Below are 22271 nucleotides of genomic sequence, written 5' to 3' on the forward strand. Positions count from 1 at the left end.
TACGGGGCGGGCGTCAGCGCGGGAGTTCCGCGCGGCGCAGCCCGGTGATGGCCAGCCCCGTGACCGCCCCTGCGGCGCACACCCCGGCGCTGACGACGAAGACCGGGCCCGTCCCCCAGGCGGCGACGGCCGCTCCGGTGACCGGGTAGCTGAGCGGCGCGATCGCGTGGGTGAAGAGGGTGGAAACCGAGGTGACCCGGCCGAGGTAGGCGGGCTCGGTGACGGTCTGGATCAGGGCGCCGCACAGTGTGCCGCCGAGCCCGGCGAAGAGCCCGACGCAGAAGGCCGCGACGACGGCGAGGCCCACCGACGGGAGGTGGGCCAGGGCCCCGATGGCGACCGCGCCGACCAGTACCGTCAGGCACATCACCAGCCCGGCGCGCGGTACCCGGCCGCGCACGGTGAGCAGCAGGGCCGACGCACCGGCCCCGATCCCGAACGCGGCGATGACCCAGCCCATGCCGGAGGCGCCCCAGCCGCGCTCCTTGGCGAGCAGGATCATTCCGAGGTTGAGCGGCCCGACGAAGCCCAGCTCGCTGACGGCGACGACCAGCATCAGCGGGCCGAGCAGCGGATGGCGGCGGATGTGGCGCAGCCCGTCGGCCAGGTCGTGCCAGGCGGTGCCGGAGGGGCCGGCGGTCTCCCGGCCGGGCAGCGGGCTGATCCGCAGCGTCAGCAGCAGCGGCAGCGACACGGCGAAGAGCACTCCGGCCGCGGCGAAGGCGAGCGTCGGCCCGCCGAGGGCCACCGCGACGCCGCCGAGCGGGGCGCCGACGACATTGGCGGTACGGGTGGCCAGTCCGCGCAGTCCCTGGACCCGGGCCAGCTCTCCGGCGGCGGTGATCCGGGGCGGCAGGGCGCCGACGGCGGGCAGGAAGAGGGCGTCGACCACGCCGAAGACGAGCGCGACGGCGATCAGCATCCACAGCGCGGGCGAGGTGAGCAGCAGCGCGCCGGCCAGGGCGAGGACGACCAGGCAGCGGGCGGTGTCGCTGCCGATGACGACGCGGCGCGGTCCGATCCGGTCGGCGAGCACTCCGCCGCCGAGCATCAGCACGGCCCGGGGTATGGAGCCGGCGGCGAGGACGAGGCCGGTCTGGGTGGGGCTGCCGGAGCGGGCGGCGGCCCAGGCCAGCGCCATGTAGTAGATGCTGTCGCCGATCATCGACGCGGTGTAGGCGCCGAGCCAGCGCAGGACGTTGGCGTCGCGGTGGGCGGGGCGTTCCGCGGTGTGCGCGGGTGTTCCGGTGTCGGTGATGACGGTCATGGGGGTCGGCCTCCCGGGACGGCGGGTCAGGGGCGGAACGGGAATGTGTACAGGTGTACGGCGACGTTCTCGCGGCCTTCCGTGTCCCCGGCGTCCTCGCGGGCGCGGCCGAGTTCCTCGTACCGGTCGACCACCTCGTGCATCTCGCGGGTGAGCGCGGCGAGCTCCTCGGCGGTGAGCCGGGCCAGGTACTCGGAGCTGGAGGCGGCGCTGCGCCACTCCAGTGGCCAGGTCGGGGCCGAGTCGAGGTAGCGGCGGTACAGCTCGATGTGCTGGTCGAAGGAGAGCCGGCCGACGGCGGCGTGCGTGGCGGCCTTCTCGGGGGCGTCGGTGAAGTCCTCCTCGTGGAAGTTCAGCCCCTTCGAGGCGGGCTGCCACCAGCGTTCACGGCCGTCCGTGCCCTGCTGCTCGGCCTCCTCGATCAGGCCGTGGTCGGCGAGCCTGCGCAGGTGGTAGCTGACCAGCGAGACCGCCTCGTCGACCTGGTCGGCCAGTTGGGACGCGGTGGCCGTGCGGGCGATGTAGAGCGCCCGGTAGAGCCGCATCCGCAGGGGGTGCCCGAACGCCTTCAGGGTCTCCAGGTCCGAGACCCGGCGTGATTCCTTGCTTGCCATGCCCCGACCGTAGATGGAAAAGAAAACTTGCGCAATCTTTCTTGCGCAATAAAAGCTGCGGAATCCTGGGCGGTGGTGGCCGCGGAAAAGCCCGACGCCGGGCGGGGCCGGTTTCCCCGGCTCCGCCCGGCGTCGGGCTCGTACGTACGGCTGCTCAGCGGACCGGGTGGCCGGCCTCCCTGAGCGCGTCCTTGACCTCGGAGATCCGCAGATCGCCGAAGTGGAAGACGGACGCGGCGAGCACCGCGTCGGCGCCCGCCGCGATGGCGGGCGCGAAGTGGTCGAGCCGGCCGGCGCCGCCCGAGGCGATGACGGGGACGGTCACGTGCTTCCGTACCGCCGTGATCATCTCGGTGTCGTATCCGTCCTTGGTGCCGTCCGCGTCCATCGAGTTGAGCAGGATCTCGCCCGCGCCCAGCTCGGCGGCCCGGTGCGCCCATTCGACGGCGTCGATGCCGGTGCCCTTGCGGCCGCCGTGCGTGGTGACCTCGAAGGTGCCGGCGGGGGTGCGCCGGGCGTCCACCGAGAGCACCAGGACCTGGCGGCCGAAGCGCTCGGCGATCTCCCGGATGAGGTCGGGGCGGGCGATGGCGGCGGTGTTGACGCCGACCTTGTCCGCGCCGGCCCGCAGCAGCTTGTCGACGTCGTCGGCGGTGCGGACGCCGCCGCCGACCGTGAGCGGGATGAAGACCTGCTCGGCGGTGCGGCGCACCACGTCGTAGGTGGTCTCCCGGTCGCCGCTGGAGGCGGTGATGTCCAGGAAGGTCAGCTCGTCGGCGCCCTCGGCGTCGTACAGCTTCGCCATCTCGACGGGGTCGCCCGCGTCGCGCAGGTTCTGGAAGTTGACGCCCTTGACGACCCGGCCGTTGTCGACGTCCAGGCAGGGGATGACGCGTACCGCGAGGCTCACCGCGCACCTGCCCGGTAGGCCTCGACCTCGACCTCGACGACCAGGCTCGGGTCCACGAATCCGGACACGATGATCATCGACGCGGCGGGGCGGACGTCGTCGAAGAGCTCCTTGTGGGCGCGGCCGACCTCGTCCACGTCCCGGGCGTGCGTGATGTACATCCGGGTGCGGACGACGTCCTCGCGGCCCAGGCCGAACTGCTTCAGCGCGTCGAAGGCGATCCTGAAGGAGGTGACGGCCTGCTCGTACGGGCCGCCCGCGGAGATCTGCCCGTTCTCCACGGCGGTGCAGCCGGCCACCAGGACGAGGCCGTTCGGCAGCTGCACCGCGCGGGAGTAGCCGAACTTCTCCTCCCACGGGCCGCCGGAGGAGACACGGTTGACGGAGTCGCTCATCCGGAGACCACCCGCAGCGCCTCTTCGAGGGTGAACGCCTTCGCGTACAGCGCCTTGCCGACGATCGCGCCCTCGACGCCGTCCGGTACGAGCGAGGCGATGGCCCGCAGATCGTCCAGCGAGGAGACGCCGCCGGAGGCGACGACGGGCTTGTCGGTGGCGGCGCAGACGTTCTTCAGGAGCTCCAGGTTGGGGCCCTGGAGCGTGCCGTCCTTGGCGATGTCGGTGACGACGTAGCGGGCGCAGCCCTCGGAGTCGAGGCGGGCGAGCGTCTCGTAGAGGTCGCCGCCGTCGCGGGTCCAGCCGCGGCCGCGCAGCGTCGTGCCGCGGACGTCGAGGCCGACGGCGATCTGGTCGCCGTGCTCGGCGATGACCTTGGCGACCCATTCCGGGGTCTCCAGGGCGGCGGTGCCGAGGTTGACCCGGCGGCAGCCGGTGGCGAGGGCGGCGGCGAGCGAGGCGTCGTCGCGGATGCCGCCGGACAGCTCGACCTTGATGTCCATGGCGCCGGCCACCTCGGCGATCAGCGCCCGGTTGTCCCCGGTACCGAAGGCGGCGTCCAGGTCGACGAGGTGCAGCCACTCGGCGCCGGCGCGCTGCCAGGCGAGGGCGGCCTCCAGCGGGGACCCGTAGGAGGTCTCGGAGCCGGACTCGCCGTGGACGAGGCGGACGGCCTGGCCGTCGCGGACGTCGACGGCGGGGAGCAGTTCAAGCTTCGGCATTACAGCGTCTCGATCCAGTTGGTCAGCAGCTGGGCGCCGGCATCGCCGGACTTCTCGGGGTGGAACTGGGTGGCCCACAGGGCGCCGTTCTCCACGGCGGCGACGAACGGCTCGCCGTGGGTGGCCCAGGTGACCCGGGGGGCGCGGATCTTGGGGTTGGTGACTTCCAGGCTCCAGTCGTGCACGGCGTAGGAGTGCACGAAGTAGAACCGGGCCTCGGGGTCGAGACCGGCGAAGAGCTGGGAGTCCTCGGGGGCCCGCACGGTGTTCCAGCCCATGTGCGGGACGACCGGGGCCTTCAGCGGGGCGACGGTGCCGGGCCATTCGTCCAGGCCCTCCGTCTCCACACCGTGCTCGATGCCCCGCTCGAAGAGGATCTGCATTCCGACGCAGATGCCCATGACGGGTCGGCCGCCGGAGAGCCTGCGGCCGATGATCCATTCGCCGCGGGCCTTCTTCAGCCCGTCCATGCAGGCGGAGAACGCGCCGACGCCGGGCACCAGCAGCCCGTCGGCGTTCATCGCCTTGTCGAAGTCGCGGGTGATCTCGACGTCCGCGCCGACGTGGGCGAGCGCCCGCTCGGCGGAGCGGACGTTGCCGAAGCCGTAGTCGAGGACGACGACCTTCTTGTTGTCGCTCACAGCTCGTTCCCTCAGTCCCAGAGTCCCTGGATCCGCAGAATGCCTGCCACCAGGCACATCACGGAGGCGAGCGAGAGCAGGACGACGACGCCCTTGGGCATCCCCTGCTTCGCGAAGGAGTAGACGCCGCCGGCCAGGAAGAGGCCGACGACGATCAGGATGGTGTTGAGGCCGGTCACAGCGCGCCCTTCGTGGAGGGAAGGATCCCGGCGGCGCGCGGGTCGTGTTCGGCGGCGTAGCGCAGGGCGCGGGCGAGCGCCTTGAACTGGCACTCCACGATGTGGTGGGCGTTGCGCCCGTACGGCACGTGGACGTGCAGGGCGATCTGCGCCTGCGCGACGAAGGACTCCAGGATGTGCCGGGTCATCGTCGTGTCGTACGCGCCGATCATCGGCGCCATGTTCTCCGGCTCGGTGTGCACCAGGTAGGGGCGGCCGGACAGGTCGACGGTGACCTGGGCGAGCGACTCGTCCAGCGGGACGGTGCAGTTGCCGAAGCGGTAGATGCCGACCTTGTCACCGAGCGCCTGCTTGAACGCGGCGCCCAGCGCGAGGGCGGTGTCCTCGATGGTGTGGTGCGAGTCGATGTGCAGATCGCCGTCGGTCTTGACCGTGAGGTCGAAGAGTCCGTGCCTGCCGAGCTGGTCGAGCATGTGGTCGTAGAACCCGACCCCGGTCGACACATCGACCTTCCCGGTGCCGTCGAGGTTTATCTCGACGAGCACCGAGGTTTCCTTCGTGGCGCGTTCCACGCGGCCTACGCGGGGGCTCATGCGTTTGCTCCTTGGTTGTGCTCGCCTCGCCGGGCCGGATCGCGGTCGGCCCCAGGCCGGCTGGGGGTGCGGGGGTCGTCCCCCGGGAGATGCGGTACGCGGCCTGCGCGGGGGCTCATGCGTCGTGCTCCTTCTTGGCGTTCTCATTGGCAAGCGTGCGTACCGCATCGAGGAACGCGTCGTTCTCCGCCGGGGTGCCCGCGGAGACCCGCAGCCATCCCGGTACGCCGTTGTCCCGGACCAGGACGCCCCGGTCGAGGATCCGCTGCCAGGCGGTGTGGCTGTCGGCGAAGCGGCCGAACTGCACGAAGTTGGCGTCCGAGTCGGTGACGTCGAAGCCGAGGGCGCGCAGCTCGGTGACGATCCGGTCGCGCTCGTCCTTGAGCTGCGCGACGTATCCGAGCAGCGTATCGGTGTGCTCCAGGGCGGCGAGCGCGGTGGCCTGGGTGACGGAGGACAGGTGGTACGGCAGCCGCACCAGCTGCACCGCGTCCACGACCGCCGGATCGGCGGCGAGGTAGCCCAGGCGCAGCCCGGCGGCGCCGAACGCCTTCGACATGGTGCGCGAGAGCACCATGTTCGGCCGGCCCTCGATCAGCGGGAGCAGCGAGGCGTGGTGGCTGAACTCGCCGTACGCCTCGTCGACCACGACCATCGACGGCCCGGCCGCCTGCGCGGCGTCGTACAGCGCGAGCACGGTCCCGGCGTCGACGGCGGTGCCGGTGGGGTTGTTGGGAGAGGTGATGAAGACGACGTCGGGCCGGTGCTCGGCGATGGCCTTCTCGGCGGCCGCGACGTCGATGGTGAAGTCCTCGTTGCGCGGTCCGGAGATCCAGCCGGTGCCGGTGCCGCGGGCGATGAGGGCGTGCATGGAGTACGAGGGCTCGAAGCCGATCGCGGTGCGGCCGGGGCCGCCGAAGGTCTGCAGCAGTTGCTGGAGCACCTCGTTGGAACCGTTGGCCGCCCAGACGTTGGCGAGCGAGACCTCGTGCCCGGCGGTGCGGGTGAGGTAGCGGGCCAGCTCGGTACGGAGTTCGACGGCGTCCCGGTCGGGGTAGCGGTTGAGGTCGCGGGCGGCCTCGCGGACCCGCTCGGCGATCCGGTCGACGAGCGCCTCGGGCAGCGGGTAGGGGTTCTCGTTGGTGTTCAGCCGCACGGGTACGTCGAGCTGCGGCGCCCCGTAGGGGGACTTGCCGCGCAGCTCGTCGCGGATCGGGAGGTCGTCGATGCGGGTGGTCCTGCGCGGGGTGTCGCTGTTCGTCACTGCTGTGGGACCTCTCCGCCGAACCTGGCCTTGAGCGCGGCGCCGTGGGCGGGGAGGTCCTCCGCCTCGGCGAGGGTCACCACGTGGTGGGTGACCTCGGCCAGGGCGTCGCGCGTGTAGTCGACGATGTGGATGCCGCGCAGGAAGGACTGCACGGAGAGGCCCGAGGAGTGGCAGGCGCAGCCGCCGGTGGGCAGGACGTGGTTGGAGCCGGCGCAGTAGTCGCCCAGCGAGACCGGGGACCAGGGGCCGACGAAGATCGCGCCGGCGTTGCGGACCCGGTCGGCGACGGCCGCGGCGTCGGCGGTCTGGATCTCCAGGTGCTCGGCGGCGTACGCGTCGACCACCTTGAGGCCGTCCGCCAGGTCGTTGACCAGGACGATCGCGGACTGACGGCCGGCCAGTGCGGGCTCGATCCGGTCGGTGACGTGCTTGGTCGCGGCGATCTGCGGCTTCAGCTCGGCCTCGGTGGCCGCGGCCAGCTCCTCGGAGTCGGTGACCAGCACGGCGGCGGCCATCGGGTCGTGCTCGGCCTGGCTGATCAGGTCGGCGGCGACGTGCACCGGGTCGGCGGTGGAGTCGGCGAGGATCGCGATCTCGGTGGGGCCCGCCTCCGCGTCGATGCCGATGCGGCCCTTGAGCAGGCGCTTGGCGGCGGCGACGTAGATGTTTCCGGGGCCGGTGACGAGGTCGACCGGAGGACATTCGGCCGTTCCGTACGCGAACATCGCGATGGCCTGGGCGCCGCCGGCCGCGTACACCTCGTCGATGCCGAGCAGGGCGCAGGCGGCGAGGATCGTGGGGTGCGGCAGGCCGCCGAAGTCCTTCTGCGGCGGGGAGGCGACGGCGATGCCCTCGACGCCCGCCTCCTGGGCCGGTACGACGTTCATGACCACGGACGACGGGTAGACGGAGCGCCCGCCCGGGACGTACAGCCCGACGCGCTCGACCGGTACCCACTTCTCGGTGACGGTGCCGCCGGGGACGACCTGGGTGGTGTGCGTGGTGCGGCGCTGCTCGCGGTGGACGAGGCGGGCGCGGCGGATCGACTCCTCCAGGGCGGCCCGCACGGCCGGGTCGAGCCGCTCGACGGCCTCGGCGATCGCCCCGGCCGGGACCCGGATCGATTCGAGCCGTACGCCGTCGAATTTCTCCCCCCACTCGATCACTGCCGCGGAGCCACGATGGCGTACGTCCTCGCAGATGGGCCGCACCGTCTCCAGGGCGGCTTCCACGTCGAACTCGGCACGGGGCAGCAGGTCGCGCAGGGCTCCACCCTCGGGGAGGGCATCGCCGCGCAGATCGATTCGAGAGATCACACCGCAATTCTCGCAGACCGGCTCCGGCGTCCGGTCGCCCGTATCACTGGCTGATACATGTCCCGGTTGTCACTGCTGACCAATAGCGTTCACGTCGTCACTCAGAGGGAAGAACAGCTCCGAGCGGAAGGGGCACCCGTGACCGAACCGCACGACGGCGATTTTCCGGACGGTCTGAGCGCGGCCGAGCTGGGCATGTGGCAGGCCTTCCGGAACGGCAGCACCTACGATCTGCGCGCCCGCGATCCCGCGCGCGACGATCCGTTCGCGCCGCGCGTCTGGGGACCGGAGCGCAGTGTGGACGGGCGTGTCGTCGCCCGGCTGCTGCTCTCGGGGCCGCCGCCGCGCCCCGGACGGGTCGCGGCACTGAAGCTCCGGGGGGTGCGGATCACCGGGACGCTCGACCTCGCGGGCGGGCGCGTCGCGCCGTACGTCGAGATGACCGGCTGCCGCTTCGAGAACGAGGTGGTGCTGCCGGAGTGCCATTTCACGACGTTGCGGATCGTCGGCTGCGCGATGCCGCGGCTGGAGGCGGCCCGGCTGCGCACCGAGGGCGATCTGCATCTGCCGCGCTGCCGGATCCCGCGCGGGATCCGGCTCACCGACGCCCAGATCGGCACCGATCTGCTGATCAGCCAGATCGAGATCGGCCCGGACCGGGGCGGGCGCGCGCTCGCCGGGGACGGTCTCGCGGTCGCCCAGGACCTGCAGGCGGAGCTGATCGAGGCGCGCGGCGAGTTGAGCCTGCGCGGGGCGAAGGTCGGTGGTTCGCTGAGCCTGCGCGGCAGCCGGCTGCGTGGCAGGGAGGGGCGCCGCGCGCTGAACGCCCCTCAGCTGACCGTGGAGCGGACGCTGTACATGAGCGAGGCGTGGGTGAGCGTGGAGACCGGGATCCAGGGCGCCACTCCCCCGTACGGCATCGTCATGGCGTCGACCCCGGCGAGCGGCACCCGTTCGCAGGTCCTCGACTGCCGTGGCGGGGTGCGGCTGGACGACGGGCGGTTCGGCGACGCGGTCGATCTGCACAAGGCGCGGTTCGTGATGGCCCGGCACGAGGAGCTGTCGCTGCGCCGGATCGTCACCCCGGAGCTGCGGTTCAACGCGGAACGGCCGGAGGAGGGCCGGGTCGTGCTGAACGGCGCGAAGGTCGTCACGCTGATCGACGTGTCGACGAGCTGGCCGGGGCCCGGCGGCCTGGCGATGGGCGGTTTCGTGTACGAGAACCTCGTCCCGTACGGGCACTTCCCGCTCTCCCGGCGCCTGGAGTGGGTGGCGGCGGCGACCCCGGAGTACGTGCCGGAGCCGTACGAACGCCTCGCGACGGTGCTGCGCAACTGCGGGGAGGACGCGGACGCCCGGGAGGTGCTGCTGGCCAAGCAGCGGCGGCGGCGCGAGACGCTGCCGCCGGCCGGGAAGCTCTGGGGCTTCATCCAGGACTGGACGGTGGCGTACGGCTACCGGCCGGGGCGGGCCGCGGTGTGGATGGCCCTGCTGTGGGCGGCGGGGGCGCTGGCCTTCGCCCAGCATGTCCCGGCGGCGATCAAGCAGGACGAGCATCCGCAGTGGAACCCGGCGCTGTACGCGCTGGATCTGCTGATCCCGGTGATCAATCTGGGCCAGGACGGTTACTGGCGGATGCAGGGCGGCTGGCAGTGGGCGGCGGCCGTGCTCGTTCTGCTGGGCTGGATATTGGCCACGACCGTGGCGGCGGGCGCCTCACGGCTGCTCCGCCGGGGCTGACCGGATCCGGCCACGGCGGACCGGGCCGCGGGCCGTCCGGCGGCTCGCGGCCCGTTCCGCCGAACGGCCGGTACGACGCCCGTACACCGTGGTCGAACGACCGCCCGAGCTACGTCCGAAGTGCCGTACACCTTCGGCCGGAACCGCAGGAACAAGCCAGATTCCACACTTTCCTTTACTCCTTCTTGACCCGCTCCAGTACAACCCATTCACTCGGCACCAAAGCTTCACAGCGAGCCTCTGGCGCCGCTCCGACCAGGGCTTTTCAATGGTCTGCACCATGCCAATCCTTCGTGCTCTGCTCCGTGCCGCGCGCGCGGTCCGGCACCCCTCGCAGGGGCCCGCCGGACTGCCCGCCGACGACGAGGTGCTGCTCGACGCCCCCGACGAGCGGCTCTCCCCGGCACTCGTCGCCGCCGCACTCGGGGAGTACGGACCGGCCGCCAAACTCTTGGCCACCACCCGGGACGGCGCCGAGTGGGAGAACCGCGACCGGTATCTCGGCCGGCTCGTCACCTTCGCCCGCAGCCGCGACGGCTGGCTGACCGACTGGCTGGCCGCCGCCCCGCACGACCCGGACGCGCTGCTCGTCAAGGCCCAGCTGGCGGTCCGCCGGGCCTGGGAGTCGCCCGCCCGGGCCGAGCAGCTGCGCGAGGTGGGGCCGCTGATCTCGGCGGCGGCCGAGAGCGATCCGCGCGACCCGGTGCCCTGGCGCCTCGCGCTCGACCACGCCCGTGGCACCCACGCCACGCACACGACGTTCGAGGCGCTGTGGGAGCAGGCGATCCAGCGCTCCTCGCACCACTACGGCTGCCATGTCGCAGCGCTGCGATACCTCTCCGCGGCCTGGTACGGCTCGCACCGCGAGTGCTTCGACTTCGCGGAGCGGGCCGCCGAGGACTCGCTGCCCGGCTCGCTGGTGCAGGCGCTGCCGCTGCGGGCGGCCTTCGCCCTGCTGATCGAGGGTCCGGGCGCCCGGACCACCTCGGTGCAGGAGGAGCGGATCGACGCGGCGGCGGATCTGGCCATCGCACTGTCCGCCTCGTTCGAGCCGGGCGACCCTTGGTCCGCCGAGGTCCGCAATCTGCTGGCTTTCGTGCTGGTCGGCCGGGGACGCTGGGACGAGGCCCTGGAACAGTTCCGGCGGATCGGACCGTACGCCGCGTCGTTCCCGTGGTCGTCGGTCTCCGAGGATCCGCTCGGCCGGTTCCTTCAGGCGCGGGACGACACACGGCTCCGGGCGGCCTTTGCGGCACCGTTCGCGGGACGGGCCGACCGGGGCGGGCCCGGCGGCCATTACGCTTGACCGTTGTGACCACCGCTCGCCTGCCTCTGTTCCCGCTGAACGCGGTGCTGTTCCCCGGCCTCGTGCTGCCGCTGAACGTCTTCGAGGAGCGTTATCGCGCCATGATGCGCGAGCTCCTGAAGACCGACGAGGACGAACCCCGCCGGTTCGCCGTGGTCGCGATCCGCGACGGCCGCGAGACCGCCCCGACGGGCGCCGGAATGCCCGACGCGGTGAACGTCCCCGCCGAGCGCGGCCCCGCGGACGGCTTCGGCCCCGACCCTGCGCAGACCTTCCACCGGGTCGGCTGCATCGCCGACGCGGCGAAGATCCGGGAGCGGCCGGACGGCAGCTTCGAGGTCCTGGCGACCGGCACCACCCGGGTCAAGCTGCTCTCCGTGGAGGCGAGCGGCCCCTATCTGACGGCCGAGCTCGAAGAGCTGGACGAGGAGACCGGCGAGGAGGCGGGGGCGCTGGCCGAGGGCGTGCTGCGGGCCTTCCGCAGCTACCAGAAGCGGCTTGCCGGGGCGAGCGAACGGTCGCTGACGACCGGCGCGGACCTGCCCGACGACCCCTCCGTCGTCTCGTACCTGGTCGCGGCGGCGGCCGTACTGGACGTCCCGACCAGGCAACGGCTGCTCCAGGCGCCCGACACCGCGACCCGGCTGCGCGAGGAACTGACGCTGCTGCGCGCCGAGACCGCGGTCATCCGCCATCTGCCGTCGCTGCCCGCGGTGGATCTGACCCGCGCCCCGACCCACCCCAACTGATCCGACCACCGATCGACCGAGGACCCGCCCCCGTGGCGAAGAAGCCCAAGAAGCAGCAACAGTCCGGCGGCACCCCGGCCACGGTCGCCCTGACCGCGGCCGGCACGGCGTTCACCGTCCACGCCTACGACCACGACCCGGCCTCCGCCTCCTACGGCGAGGAGGCAGCCGAGGCCCTGGGCGTCTCCCCCGACCGGGTCTTCAAGACCCTGGTGGCGGACGTCGACGGCACACTGACCGTGGCGGTGGTCCCGGTGGCCGGCTCACTGGACCTCAAGGCCCTGGCCGCCGCGGTGAACGGCAAACGCGCCACCATGGCCGACCCGACAGCCGCGGAACGCACCACCGGCTACGTGCGGGGCGGCATCTCCCCACTGGGCCAGCGGAAGCGGCTGCGCACGGTGCTGGACGCGTCGGCCCGCTCACACGACACGATCTGCGTCTCGGCGGGCCGCCGAGGCCTGGAGGTCGAACTCTCCCCGACAGACCTGGCCTCACTGACGGACGCGGTACTCGCGGACATCGGCCGCGCCTGAGCCCGCCCGCACCTCCGAGCCCGCCCGCACCTCCGAGCCCGCCCGGGCTTCCGGGCCCGTCCGCACCTCCGAGCCCGTCCGGCGATTGAGGACCGGGGTCCGGGGCAGAGCCCCGGTTCGGGAAGGGGCGGGTAGGGGACAAGCCCCGCGCAGCGGCGCCCCACCCACCCCCACCGGCCCTACGGCTTCGCAGGCGGCGTGGGCGGCACAGGCGGCGCCCCCTCACCCGCAGACCCCCCTGCCCCGTTCACCCCGGACACACCCGGCGCCTCAGGCGCACCAGGCGCACCAGGCGCACCAGGCGCACCAGGCGCACCAGGAAACGAAAACGCCCCCCACTCCGGCTCCGGATCCCGCGGCCCGAACAGCGCCGTCAACCCGAGATGCACCGCCATCGCCCCCAGCGGCCAGGCCAGCAGCGCCCCCTTCGCCCGCAGCTGGAGCGGCGCGTCGAAGACGACCCCCTTGCCGACCGCCCGCGCGTGCGCGACCACGTCCTGGGTCGGCCCGAGCCACACCCCGAGCCGCCACGCCAGCAGCGAACCGAGCAGTCCGCCCAGCGCGAGCCCCATCACCAGCGCGATGCCGCCGCGCCGCTGGAACCAGAAGACCAGTGCCGCGGAGAGCGCCCCGAAGGCCAGCCCCAGCAGCACGAACGTACCGTCGGCGCCGATCGCCTCCTCGCCCTCGCTGTCGTTCAGGAAGACGGCGGTGCTGTCGGAGATCAGCGGAACCCTGGGCGCCAGCCACAGCCAGAGGAGCCCGAGCGCGATGCCCGAGACGGTGACCAGAGCGGTGACGACCGCGGCCCTCCGCAGATCCGGCCCGCGGTCCTTCTCCTCCTGCGACTCCAGCAGGGTCCCCGGGTAGTACCCACCGGCTCCACCCGGACCACCGGGCCGACCGGGCCCGCCGGATCCCCCCGGGCCACCCCAGTTCGGCGGGGTCTGCCAGGGATCGTTGGACGAGGGCTGGTGAGGCGGCGTCAGAGGTGCGGTCACCGTGCCATCGTGCCAGGCGCCCCCGCGCCGCGCCTCACCGGACCGCTGCCCTGCGGTACGCCCAGGTCGCCGCGGCCAGCGAGAGGACGCCGACCACCGCGCAGACGGCGAGGTCCAGCGCGACGACCGCCCAGTCCGGGTGGGCGTCGAAGGAACGCGCGAGCGCCTCGACACCGTAGGTGGAGGGCAGCAGGTCGCGCGCCCAGCCGACCGGCGTCGGCAGCCGGTCGGCGGGAAGGACACCGAGCAGCAGCGCCGCCGACATGCCCAGCTGGCCGAGCAGTGTGGCCAGCTCCTGCCGGGGCGCGAGCAGCCCCAGCGCCGCGCCCAGCCCCGAGAGCGCCGCCCCGGAGAGCGGGATGACGGCGACGAGCACCCACAGATGCGTCAGCGGGAGCCCGAACATCACGCTGCCGGCCACGGCCGTGACGATCGTGCCGGGCACGGTGAAGGAGGCGTACGCCCCTGCCGCGCCGAGCACCACCGCGGCGGGCGGCACCGGCAGGGTCGCGTAGTGGTCGAGCCCGCCGCCGGCCCGCAGCTGCCCGAAGTACTGGGCGAGGAGATTGAGCGCCACGAAGGCCACGACGAGGACGCTGGAGCCGGCGACGACGGCCCGCGCCTCGGAGCCGCCGTCGACCACCCCGCGCATCAGCACCATGATCCCGACGGACTGGAAGGTCGCGACGAAGAGCAGCGGGATGCGGGCGACCCTGGCCCTGGACAGCTGCGCGCGGTAGACCGCCGCGAGCGAGGGGAACAGCCGGGCCCGCGGGGCGAGCGGCGCGGGCGCCGTCTCCTCGCGGCCGGAGCCGTCGCCGAGAAGACCCGCGGGGCCGTCCTGCGCGGTCCGGACGGGTCCGGTCACCGCCTGCGCGGGAACGATGCTCGTCACCTGGCGCTGCTCCTGTTCGCTGCCTGCCCGGCCGCGCACCCGCACCCGGTCGTCCCGCTGACCCCGGCCGTACGACTCGCCCCGGCCGCCCCTCCGGTCCCGACCACCCCGCCGGCCCCCGTCATGACTTCACCAGCCCCTTGGTCGCGTCCCCGCCGAGCGCGAGATAGACGTCCTCCAGGCTGGGCGTGGCCAGCGTGAAGTCGTCGAGGGCGGCGAAGGCCGCGCCGCCGGTCACCGCGGCGACCGCGGCCCGCGCCTCGTCGGGACCGAGCCGCAGCACCCAGCGCCGCCCGGACTCCTGGGCCGAGCCGCGCAACGCGGCCACCTCGGGTACGTCGAGCGGCGCCCGGTCGCGCCACACCAGCTCCACCCGGACCTCGCCCGCCACCCGTTCTTTGAGCCCGGTCGGAGTGTCACAGGCGATGACCCGGCCGCGTTCGATCACGGCGACCCGGTCGAGGACGGTCTCGGCCTCGATGACGTTGTGGGTGACGAGCAGCACCGTCGTGCCGCGCTCGGCCCGGCGCCGGTCCACGGCGGCCCAGACGGCGCGCCGGGCGACGGGGTCCATGCCGGTGGTCGGCTCGTCCAGCACCAGCACCGGCCGCTCCCCCACCAGCGCGGCGGCGAAGCAGGCCAGCCGCCGCTGGCCGCCGGAGAGCTTCTTCAGGGGGCGTCCGGCGATCTCGGTGAGGCCGAGTTCGCCGAGCACGGCGTCACGTTCGGCGCGGGCGTCCGCCGCGGCGAGGCCGCGCAGCCGTCCGGTGGTCTCGGCGGCGAGCGACACGGTGAGCTCGTCGAGGGCGGTCGACTCCTGCCCGAGGTAGCCGATCAGCCGGGAGGCGCGCTCCGGGTGGCGCACGAGGTCGTGGCCCAGCACGGTGACGCTGCCGGAGTCGGGGCGCATCAGCCCGGTGAGCTGTCGTACCAGGGTGGACTTCCCGGCGCCGTTGGGGCCGAGGAGCCCGAAGATCTCGCCGCGCCGGACGTCCAGGCTGATCCCGTCGGTGGCGCGCACCTCGGGTGTGGCGGGGGTACCGCGGCGGCCGCGGGCTGCGCGATAGGTCTTGACCAGATCACGCACCGCGCACACGGTCCCGGTCGCCGGCTGCGCCTGTGCTGTGCCCGTACTCACGAGGTACGAGGGTACGGGGTCGGATGCCCCGTATTGCGCCCGGGGCCACGCCGGAGGGGCCCCGGGCGTGCCCGGGTCGCCCGCCCGCGGCCCGGCCCGGCCGTCAGCCGGCGGGCGGGGTCGTCCGCTCCGCCGCGGGGGTGTGCTCGGCGGCGGCCCGCACATCGATCTCCCGCCAGAATCCCGCCCGGATCGCGTAACGGTCGTGCTCGTCGATCTGGTCGTCCTTGTGGGCGAGCAGGCCGAACCGGGCCGCGTAACGCAGCAGCTCGCCGTCGATGCGGTGCGGGATGCGCGGATACATGGTCGAGAGCTTCTGCAGATGGACGGTCTCCGGGAGTCGCTCCATCCAGCGGCGGGCGAAGACCTGGCCGACCTCGAAAGGGTCACCGCCGACGGTGGTGATGTCCTCCTCGCGGTCCGCCCAGCGCTGTTCGGCGCTGGTGAGCTGGGCCAGCGTCGGCAGCGAGGCGGTCTCGGCGGGCTCGCCCAGCGGTCCGCCGCGCTCCGCCCAGCTCTTGTCGGAGGACCAGCGCAGGGTCGCGCCGGCGGGCGAGGGCTGCGGGAGGTGCCGGTCGGGCTGGGCGCCGGGGCCGCGCAGGCTGCCCGCCAGGTCCTTGGGGGTGGGGACGCCCCGCCCGCCGTGCCCGGGGCGGTCGGTGTCGGTGATCTCCTCGGGCGGCGCCGGGGCGCCGTTGACGGCGGCCGCCGCCCGGGCCTCCGAGGCGCGCTCGGCGGAGGCGGCGAGAGCGGCCTCGGGCAGCGGCGCGGAGAGGATCGCGGCGATCTCCGGACGGGGCACGGGGGGCGGGGCGCAGACGCCGCCGGTCTCCTTGGCCCGTACCGCCTGGGTGATCCAGGCCCGGTCGAGCACCCTTCGTTCGTCGGCCTCGGCCACCAGGTCCTCGGACTGGTTGTAGTCGCCGTCGGCGGCCTGGACGGCCCACAGATGCACGGCGACGCCGTGCTCCTTGGCGGACATCAGACCGGGCAGCAGATCGCCGTCGCCGGTCACCAGCACCACGTCGGAGCAGGCCCGGTTCCTGGCCAGTTCGGTGAGCTCGGCGTGCATCGCGGCGTCGACGCCCTTCTGCGCCCAGCGCCCGTCACTGCGGGTGAGAGCGCCGAGCCGGACGGTGACCCGGGGCATCACGCGCAGTCTGCGGTGCTCGGGCTGCGGCACCCGGTCGGGGGCGCCGTCGAACCAGTAGATCCGCAGCAGCGGCTGCTGTGTGTCGGCCTCGGCCCGCTCGCGCAGGCCCCGGATCAGCGCCGCGTGGTCGACCGTGATGCGGGAACGGGCGGGCTCTCCGGCCAGCAGGCTCGCGGCTGCGCCCAGCAAGTAGCCGGCGTCCACCAGGACGACGCAACGGTCCACGCGATCCACCCTCTTCCAGAAGTTCGGGTGCGGTCTTTGCCAGGGGTTTCCTTCGAGTCTGCCCGACCGCGCAGGGCTTGACGGCCGGAACTCGATCATCGGCGTGGCGGATCCGGAAAACGGCGCGTCATGCACCCCCACTACGCACGGTAATGATCCAACATGCACGGTCTATCCCGCTATGTGAATCTGAACGCGGTCCTGGCCCCGAGAGTTTCCTTAGGAGGAACACCATGGCCAAGAACAAGAACCGCAAGCAGGGTAGCCAGCAGAACCGCGCGTCCGGTCCGGAGCGCGGTGCGGAAGAGACGAAGACGACTGCGTACGAGTCTCAGATACAGCCTCAGTCGCAGGCCCAGGGCAGCCCTGCCGATGTTGCCCGTAAGCACCAGCGGCGCTTCGGCCACAACTGACCGGAGACTTCTCCGGTCCGGCCGCGGGCCGGTTGACCGAAAGGGGCGCTCCCGCTTTCGCGGGGCGCCCCTCTCGTACGTCTGCTCCCGTGCCTCAGCCGGCCAGGCAGGACGGGCCGAGCAGCACCTTCAGGTCACCGAAGAGCGCCGGGTCGGGCTTGACCCGGTGCCGGTCGAGCCGGAGCACCGTGGTCTTGCGGGGGCCCTGGAGCCTGATCCGTACCTCGGTGTCGCCCCGGTGGCTGCTGAGGACCTCGCCTAGGCGGCTGACCATGGGCGGGGTGATCTTGACGGTGGGGATGGTGAGGACCACCGGCGCGTTGGTCCCGGCGTTGGAGATGTCGGGGACCTGCATCTCCATGGCGACCAGCCGGGGCACGTCCTCCCGCTTGTCCAGGCGTCCCTTGACGAAGACGACGGTGTCCTCGACGAGCTGGGTGGAGACCAGCTGGTAGGTGGCCGGGAAGAACATGCACTCGATGGAACCGGCCAGGTCCTCGACGGTGGCGATGGCCCAGGCGTTGCCCTGCTTGGTCATCTTGCGCTGGAGGCCGGAGATGATGCCGCCGACGGTGACGATGGCTCCGTCGGCGTGCTCGCCGCCGGTCAGCTGGGAGATCGAGGAGTCCGCCTTGTCGGACAGCACGTGCTCCAGGCCGAAGAGCGGGTGGTCGGAGACGTACAGCCCGAGCATCTCGCGCTCCTGGGCCAGCAGGTAGGACTTCTCCCACTCGATGTCGGAGAACTCCACGTCGAGCCCGAAGCCCGGCTCGTCGCTCTCCTCCTCGCCCATGCCGCCGAAGAGGTCGAACTGGCCCTCGGCCTCCTTGCGCTTGACCTGCACCACGTTGTCGATCATGGGTTCGTGGTGGGCGACCAGGCCCTTGCGGGTGTGGCCCATCTCGTCGAAGGCGCCGGCCTTGATCAGCGATTCGACGGTGCGCTTGTTGCAGACGACCGCCTCGACCTTGTCCAGGAAGTCGGGGAAGGTGCTGTACTTCCCCTTCGCCTTGCGGCACCGGATGATCGAGTCGACGACGTTCTGGCCGACGTTGCGCACGGCGGTGAGGCCGAAGAGGATCACGTCGTCGCCCTGGGCGGCGAAGTTCGACAGGGACTCGTTCACATTGGGCGGCAGCACCTTGATGCCCATGCGGCGGCACTCGTTGAGGTAGACCGCCGACTTGTCCTTGTCGTCCTTGACCGAGGTCAGCAGCGCCGCCATGTACTCCGCGGGGTAGTTCGCCTTGAGGTACGCGGTCCAGTAGGTGACCAGGCCGTACGCGGAGGAGTGCGCCTTGTTGAAGGCGTAGCCGGCGAACGGGACCAGCACGTCCCACAGCGCCTTGATCGCGGCGTCGGAGAAGCCCTTCTCCTTGGCACCCGCCTCGAAGAGGACGAAGTTCTTCGCCAGCTCCTCGGGCTTCTTCTTGCCCATCACGCGGCGCAGGATGTCGGCCTCGCCGAGCGAGTAGCCGGCGACGATCTGGGCGGCCTTCTGCACCTGCTCCTGGTACACGATCAGGCCGTAGGTGAGGCCGAGGACCTCCTTGAGGGGCTCCTCCAGCTCCGGGTGGATCGGGGTGATCTCCTGGCGGCCGTTCTTGCGCTCGGCGTAGTTCGTGTGCGAGTTCATGCCCATCGGGCCCGGCCGGTACAGGGCCGAGACGGCGGAAATGTCCTCGAAGTTGTCGGGCTGCATCTGGCGCAGCAGGGAGCGCATCGGGCCGCCGTCGAACTGGAACACGCCGAGCGTGTCACCGCGGCAGAGCATCTCGTAGGTCTTGGGGTCGTCCAGCGGGAGGCCGAGCAGGTCCAGCTTGACGCCCTTGTTGGACTCCACCATCTTCACGGCGTCGTCCATGATGGTGAGGTTTCGAAGGCCCAGGAAGTCCATCTTCAGCAGGCCGAGCGACTCGCACTGCGGGTAGTCCCACTGCGTGATGGTGACGCCGTCGGTGTGCCGGACCCAGATCGGGGCGTGGTCGACGATCGGCTCGCTGGACATGATGACGCCGGCGGCGTGCACGCCCATCTGCCGGACCAGCCCCTCGACGCCCTTCGCGGTGTCGATGACCTTCTTGACGTCCGGCTCGTTCTCGTACATCCCCCGGATCTCGCCCGCCTCGCTGTAGCGCGGGTGCTTGGGGTCGGTGATGCCGTTGAGGTCGATGCCCTTGCCGAGGACGTCGGCGGGCATGGCCTTGGTGAGCCGGTCGCCCATCGCGTACGGGTAGCCGAGGACCCGGGCGGAGTCCTTGATGGCGTTCTTCGCCTTGATCTTTCCGTACGTGCCGATCATGGCGACCTTGTCGGCGCCGTACTTCTCCGTCACGTACCTGATCACCTCGACGCGCCTGCGCTCGTCGAAGTCGATGTCGACGTCGGGCATGGAGACGCGCTCGGGGTTGAGGAACCGCTCGAAGATCAGTCCGTGCTCGATCGGGTCGAGGTCGGTGATGCCCATCGCGTACGCCACGATCGAACCGGCGGCGGAGCCTCGGCCGGGGCCGACCGCGATGCCGTTGTTCTTCGCCCACATGATGAAGTCGGCGACGACCAGGAAGTACCCCGGGAACCCCATCTGGATGATGATGTCCATCTCGTACTCGACCTGCTTCTGCCGGTCCTCGGGGACACCCCCCGGGAAGCGCCGGTCCATGCCGACGCGGACCTCTTCCTGGAACCAGGTGATCTCCGTGAAGCCGTCCGGGATGTCGAACTTCGGCATCAGGTCGCGCTTCTCGAACATGCCGGTGGTGTCGATCTGCTGCGCGACCAGCAGGGTGTTGGCGCACCCCTCCTGCCAGGCGTCGGAGGAGTCGACGGCGTACATCTCGTCGGCCGTCTTGAGGTAGTAGCCGGTGCCGTCGAAGCGGAAGCGGTCCGGGTCGGAGAGGTTCTTGCCGGTCTGGATGCAGAGCAGGGCGTCGTGCGCGGTGGCCTCGTGCGCGTAGGTGTAGTGCGAGTCGTTGGTCACCAGCGGCGGGATGTCCAGCTTCTTGCCGATTTCGAGGAGCCCGTCACGGACCCGGCGCTCGATCTCGATGCCGTGGTCCATCAGCTCCAGGAAGTACTTGCCCTCGCCGAAGATGTCCTTGTAGTCGGAGGCCGCTTGGACCGCCTCGTCGAACTGGCCGAGCCGCAGCCGGGTCTGCACCTCGCCCGAGGGGCAGCCGGTGGACGCGATCAGGCCTTCGGACCACTGGGCGATGGTCTCCTTGTCCATGCGCGGCCACTTCTGCAGCCAGCCCTCGGCGTACGCGTCCGAGGACAGCTTGAAGAGGTTGTGCAGGCCCTTCGCGTTGGACGCCCAGATCGTCTTGTGGGTGTAACCACCCGAACCCGAGACGTCGTCGCGCTTCTGGTGCGGCTGTCCCCACTGGATCTTCCGCTTGTGCTTGCGCGACTCGGGGGCGACGTACGCCTCGATGCCGATGATCGGCGTCACGTTCGCCTTCTGCGCCGAGTGGAAGAAGTCGTAGGCCCCGTGCAGGTTGCCGTGGTCGGTCATCGCGATGTGGGACATGCCCATCTCGTTGCACGCCTCGAACATGTCCTTGAGCCGCGCGGCACCGTCCAGCAGCGAGTACTGGGTGTGGACGTGAAGGTGCGTGAAAGGCGGCTTGGTCACGGCGCTGTGCCTCCGATGTGCCGGCGCGGCGCGGAGCGCCTCCGTGAGGGGCGGCGGTCGGGCGACGGGCGGGCGATGACGGGCTGGGGGGACAGCGTGGAAGTCTACGTCTTCGAGGTGACGGACGACGGGCACTCACGGGTACGGTCGCGCGTTGAAGGGCTGAGACGCCCGTCCCATTTGTCATGCACGTCTGTCATGCACGTCAGGTACCAGGAGGCACCCAGAGATGTCGGAAGCGCAGACCGGCGCAGCGCAGCGCGGGGAGCAGATTCTTGAGGTCTTCGACACCGCGTTCGGGGAGCTGCTGGCCGCCGATCCGGCTGCCTTCCGGGTCAAGTTCCGCAAGATGGCGGGCTCGGCCTTCGCCTTCTACCGGGGCACGGCGTGCCTGTTCTACAACGACCTGGAGCGGGAGCGGCACGGCGGCCCGTATCTGGACGAGCGGACCGGCCGGGTGTGGATCCACGGCGATCTGCACGCGGAGAATTTCGGCACGTACATGGACGCCAACGGCCGGCTGATCTTCAACGTGAACGACTTCGACGAGGCGTACGTCGGCCCGTTCACCTGGGACCTCAAGCGGTTCGCCGCCTCCGTCGCCCTGATCGGGTACGCGAAGGCGCTGGGCGACGACCAGATCAGCGAGCTGGTGCGGGTCTACGCCACCGCCTACCGGGAGCGGATCCACGCGCTGGCGACGGGCGCGAAGAACGACGAGCTGCCGCCGTTCACACTGGACACCGCCGAGGGTCCGCTGCTGGACGCGCTGCGCGACGCCCGCTCGCTGACCCGGTTCTCGCTGCTGGACTCGATGACGGAGATCCGGGACTTCGAGCGCCGGTTCGCCCCGGGCGGCGGCTCCATCGATCTGGACGCGGCGACGCGCTACAAGGTGCTGGCGGCCTTCGACGGCTATCTGGAGACGCTGCCGGAGTCGAGCCTGACCCGCCCGGACTCGTACCGGGTGAAGGATGTGGTGGGCCGTCGTGGGATCGGGATCGGTTCGGCCGGGCTGCCCTCGTACAACATCCTCCTGGAGGGCAACAGCGACGCCCTGGAGAACGATGTGGTGATCTACCTCAAGCAGGCACAGACGCCCGCCGTCTCCCGGCACATCACCGACGCCGCGGTGCGCGGCTACTTCCAGCACGAGGGCCATCGCACCGTGATCTCGCAGCGCGCCCTGCAGGCGCACGCCGACCCGTGGCTGGGCTGGACCGAGCTGGACGGGGCGGGGCAGCTGGTCGCCGAGGTGTCCCCGTACGCGGTCGATCTGGACTGGTCCGACATCGACGAGCCGGAGGAGATCGCGGCGGTCGTCGCCGATCTCGGCAGGGCGACGGCGACGATGCACTCCGCGGCGGACGACGAGAGCGGCCACTCGCTGGTGCCGTTCTCCACCGAGCGGGCGATCGACGCGGCGATCGCGGCCGACGAGGAGGGCTTCGCCGGGCTGCTGGTGGACTTCGCCCACAGCTACGGCGCCCGGGCCCGGGCCGACCACCAGATCTTCGTGGACCTCTTCCGCAACGGCCGCATCCCGGGCCTCTGACACGCCCCCCCCGGTAACCGAC

At 71.7% G+C, this 22271-nt stretch carries 21 protein-coding genes; 6 read left to right on the forward strand and 15 right to left on the reverse strand.

Translation table 11 applies throughout. The features are described from left to right. Positions 1–13: 13 nt before the first annotated feature. From ABZ622_RS05820 to hisD, 10 genes are all read right to left on the reverse strand, one after another. Positions 14–1267: an MFS transporter gene (locus tag ABZ622_RS05820; protein WP_360540747.1), complete on the reverse strand. Its 1254-nt coding sequence runs from the start codon at positions 1265–1267 to the stop codon at positions 14–16. A 26-nt stretch (positions 1268–1293) separates the two neighbouring features. Further along, positions 1294–1881 (reverse strand): helix-turn-helix domain-containing protein, encoded by a 588-nt coding sequence (locus ABZ622_RS05825; RefSeq protein ID WP_360540749.1) that lies wholly within the window; start codon positions 1879–1881, stop codon positions 1294–1296. 154 nt (positions 1882–2035) lie between these two features. Next, positions 2036–2791, reverse strand: a complete 756-nt coding sequence (gene hisF, locus ABZ622_RS05830) for an imidazole glycerol phosphate synthase subunit HisF (protein ID WP_360540751.1) — start codon at positions 2789–2791, stop codon at positions 2036–2038. After that, a complete protein-coding gene (locus ABZ622_RS05835) occupies positions 2788–3186 on the reverse strand; it encodes a RidA family protein (RefSeq protein WP_266916496.1) in 399 nt (132 codons plus the stop codon). Before ABZ622_RS05835 ends, hisF begins: the two co-directional genes overlap by 4 nt. Then, on the reverse strand, positions 3183–3908 hold the full coding sequence (gene priA, locus ABZ622_RS05840) for a bifunctional 1-(5-phosphoribosyl)-5-((5-phosphoribosylamino)methylideneamino)imidazole-4-carboxamide isomerase/phosphoribosylanthranilate isomerase PriA (protein WP_124718208.1): 726 nt from the start codon (positions 3906–3908) through the stop codon (positions 3183–3185). The genes ABZ622_RS05835 and priA overlap by 4 nt, the downstream gene beginning before the upstream one ends. Beyond that, on the reverse strand, positions 3908–4549 hold the full coding sequence (gene hisH / locus ABZ622_RS05845) for an imidazole glycerol phosphate synthase subunit HisH (protein ID WP_360540754.1): 642 nt from the start codon (positions 4547–4549) through the stop codon (positions 3908–3910). The genes priA and hisH overlap by 1 nt, the downstream gene beginning before the upstream one ends. Positions 4550–4560: 11 nt before the next feature. Further along, entirely contained in the window at positions 4561–4728 is a 168-nt protein-coding gene (locus ABZ622_RS05850) for a hypothetical protein (protein WP_266916492.1), read from the reverse strand. Next, positions 4725–5321, reverse strand: coding sequence for an imidazoleglycerol-phosphate dehydratase HisB (gene hisB / locus ABZ622_RS05855; RefSeq protein WP_360540756.1), 597 nt, complete (start codon positions 5319–5321; stop codon positions 4725–4727). The genes ABZ622_RS05850 and hisB overlap by 4 nt, the downstream gene beginning before the upstream one ends. Before the next feature lie 115 nt (positions 5322–5436). Next, positions 5437–6585: a histidinol-phosphate transaminase gene (locus ABZ622_RS05860; RefSeq protein WP_360540758.1), complete on the reverse strand. Its 1149-nt coding sequence runs from the start codon at positions 6583–6585 to the stop codon at positions 5437–5439. Continuing rightward, positions 6582–7904 carry a histidinol dehydrogenase gene (hisD, locus tag ABZ622_RS05865; protein ID WP_360540760.1) on the reverse strand — a complete coding sequence of 441 codons (1323 nt, stop codon included), beginning with the start codon at positions 7902–7904 and terminating at the stop codon, positions 6582–6584. The genes ABZ622_RS05860 and hisD overlap by 4 nt, the downstream gene beginning before the upstream one ends. 138 nt (positions 7905–8042) lie before the next feature. Between hisD and ABZ622_RS05870 the strand changes: the two genes are divergently transcribed. The 4 genes from ABZ622_RS05870 (at position 8043) to ybaK (ending at position 12235) form a co-directional block, all read left to right on the forward strand. Beyond that, positions 8043–9644, forward strand: a complete 1602-nt coding sequence (locus ABZ622_RS05870; RefSeq protein ID WP_360540762.1) for an oxidoreductase — start codon at positions 8043–8045, stop codon at positions 9642–9644. Between the two features lie 268 nt (positions 9645–9912). Further along, positions 9913–10950 (forward strand): hypothetical protein, encoded by a 1038-nt coding sequence (locus ABZ622_RS05875; RefSeq protein WP_360540764.1) that lies wholly within the window; start codon positions 9913–9915, stop codon positions 10948–10950. Between the two features lie 5 nt (positions 10951–10955). Further along, positions 10956–11699 (forward strand): LON peptidase substrate-binding domain-containing protein, encoded by a 744-nt coding sequence (locus ABZ622_RS05880; protein WP_360540766.1) that lies wholly within the window; start codon positions 10956–10958, stop codon positions 11697–11699. Positions 11700–11731: 32 nt separating this feature from the next. Beyond that, positions 11732–12235: a Cys-tRNA(Pro) deacylase gene (gene ybaK, locus ABZ622_RS05885; RefSeq protein WP_360540768.1), complete on the forward strand. Its 504-nt coding sequence runs from the start codon at positions 11732–11734 to the stop codon at positions 12233–12235. 179 nt (positions 12236–12414) lie between these two features. On the opposite strand, the gene ABZ622_RS05890 is transcribed toward ybaK, so the two are convergent. The 4 genes from ABZ622_RS05890 to ABZ622_RS05905 all read right to left on the reverse strand — a co-directional run bounded on the left by ABZ622_RS05890 (position 12415) and on the right by ABZ622_RS05905 (position 16656). Further along, positions 12415–13236 carry an ABC transporter permease gene (locus tag ABZ622_RS05890; protein ID WP_360540770.1) on the reverse strand — a complete coding sequence of 274 codons (822 nt, stop codon included), beginning with the start codon at positions 13234–13236 and terminating at the stop codon, positions 12415–12417. Between the two features lie 34 nt (positions 13237–13270). After that, complete coding sequence (locus tag ABZ622_RS05895; RefSeq protein WP_266919253.1) at positions 13271–13999, reverse strand: ABC transporter permease; 729 nt, start codon at positions 13997–13999, stop codon at positions 13271–13273. A 253-nt stretch (positions 14000–14252) separates the two neighbouring features. Then, entirely contained in the window at positions 14253–15227 is a 975-nt protein-coding gene (locus ABZ622_RS05900) for an ABC transporter ATP-binding protein (protein WP_266919251.1), read from the reverse strand. Between the two features lie 145 nt (positions 15228–15372). Continuing rightward, positions 15373–16656, reverse strand: coding sequence for an NYN domain-containing protein (locus ABZ622_RS05905; RefSeq protein ID WP_360540772.1), 1284 nt, complete (start codon positions 16654–16656; stop codon positions 15373–15375). A 224-nt stretch (positions 16657–16880) separates the two neighbouring features. Here ABZ622_RS05905 and ABZ622_RS05910 point away from each other — a divergent pair, with 224 nt between their 5' ends. After that, positions 16881–17060, forward strand: coding sequence for a hypothetical protein (locus ABZ622_RS05910; RefSeq protein WP_360540774.1), 180 nt, complete (start codon positions 16881–16883; stop codon positions 17058–17060). Between the two features lie 94 nt (positions 17061–17154). On the opposite strand, the gene dnaE is transcribed toward ABZ622_RS05910, so the two are convergent. Further along, positions 17155–20694, reverse strand: a complete 3540-nt coding sequence (dnaE, locus tag ABZ622_RS05915; RefSeq protein WP_360540776.1) for a DNA polymerase III subunit alpha — start codon at positions 20692–20694, stop codon at positions 17155–17157. 229 nt (positions 20695–20923) lie between these two features. Here dnaE and ABZ622_RS05920 point away from each other — a divergent pair, with 229 nt between their 5' ends. Then, a complete protein-coding gene (locus tag ABZ622_RS05920) occupies positions 20924–22249 on the forward strand; it encodes a DUF2252 domain-containing protein (RefSeq protein ID WP_360540778.1) in 1326 nt (441 codons plus the stop codon). The last annotated feature ends 22 nt before the right edge of the window (positions 22250–22271 follow it).

Source organism: Streptomyces sp. NPDC007164, from assembly GCF_040634135.1.
Lineage (GTDB): Bacteria > Actinomycetota > Actinomycetes > Streptomycetales > Streptomycetaceae > Streptomyces > Streptomyces sanglieri.

Coding starts and splice junctions, on each gene's coding strand:
- ABZ622_RS05820 (WP_360540747.1), bottom strand. CDS start 1,267: ATGACCGTCATCACCGACACCGGAACACCCGCGCACACCGCGGAACGC.
- ABZ622_RS05825 (WP_360540749.1), bottom strand. CDS start 1,881: ATGGCAAGCAAGGAATCACGCCGGGTCTCGGACCTGGAGACCCTGAAG.
- ABZ622_RS05835 (WP_266916496.1), bottom strand. CDS start 3,186: ATGAGCGACTCCGTCAACCGTGTCTCCTCCGGCGGCCCGTGGGAGGAG.
- priA (WP_124718208.1), bottom strand. CDS start 3,908: ATGCCGAAGCTTGAACTGCTCCCCGCCGTCGACGTCCGCGACGGCCAG.
- hisB (WP_360540756.1), bottom strand. CDS start 5,321: ATGAGCCCCCGCGTAGGCCGCGTGGAACGCGCCACGAAGGAAACCTCG.
- ABZ622_RS05875 (WP_360540764.1), top strand. CDS start 9,913: ATGGTCTGCACCATGCCAATCCTTCGTGCTCTGCTCCGTGCCGCGCGC.
- ABZ622_RS05910 (WP_360540774.1), top strand. CDS start 16,881: ATGGCCAAGAACAAGAACCGCAAGCAGGGTAGCCAGCAGAACCGCGCG.
- ABZ622_RS05920 (WP_360540778.1), top strand. CDS start 20,924: ATGTCGGAAGCGCAGACCGGCGCAGCGCAGCGCGGGGAGCAGATTCTT.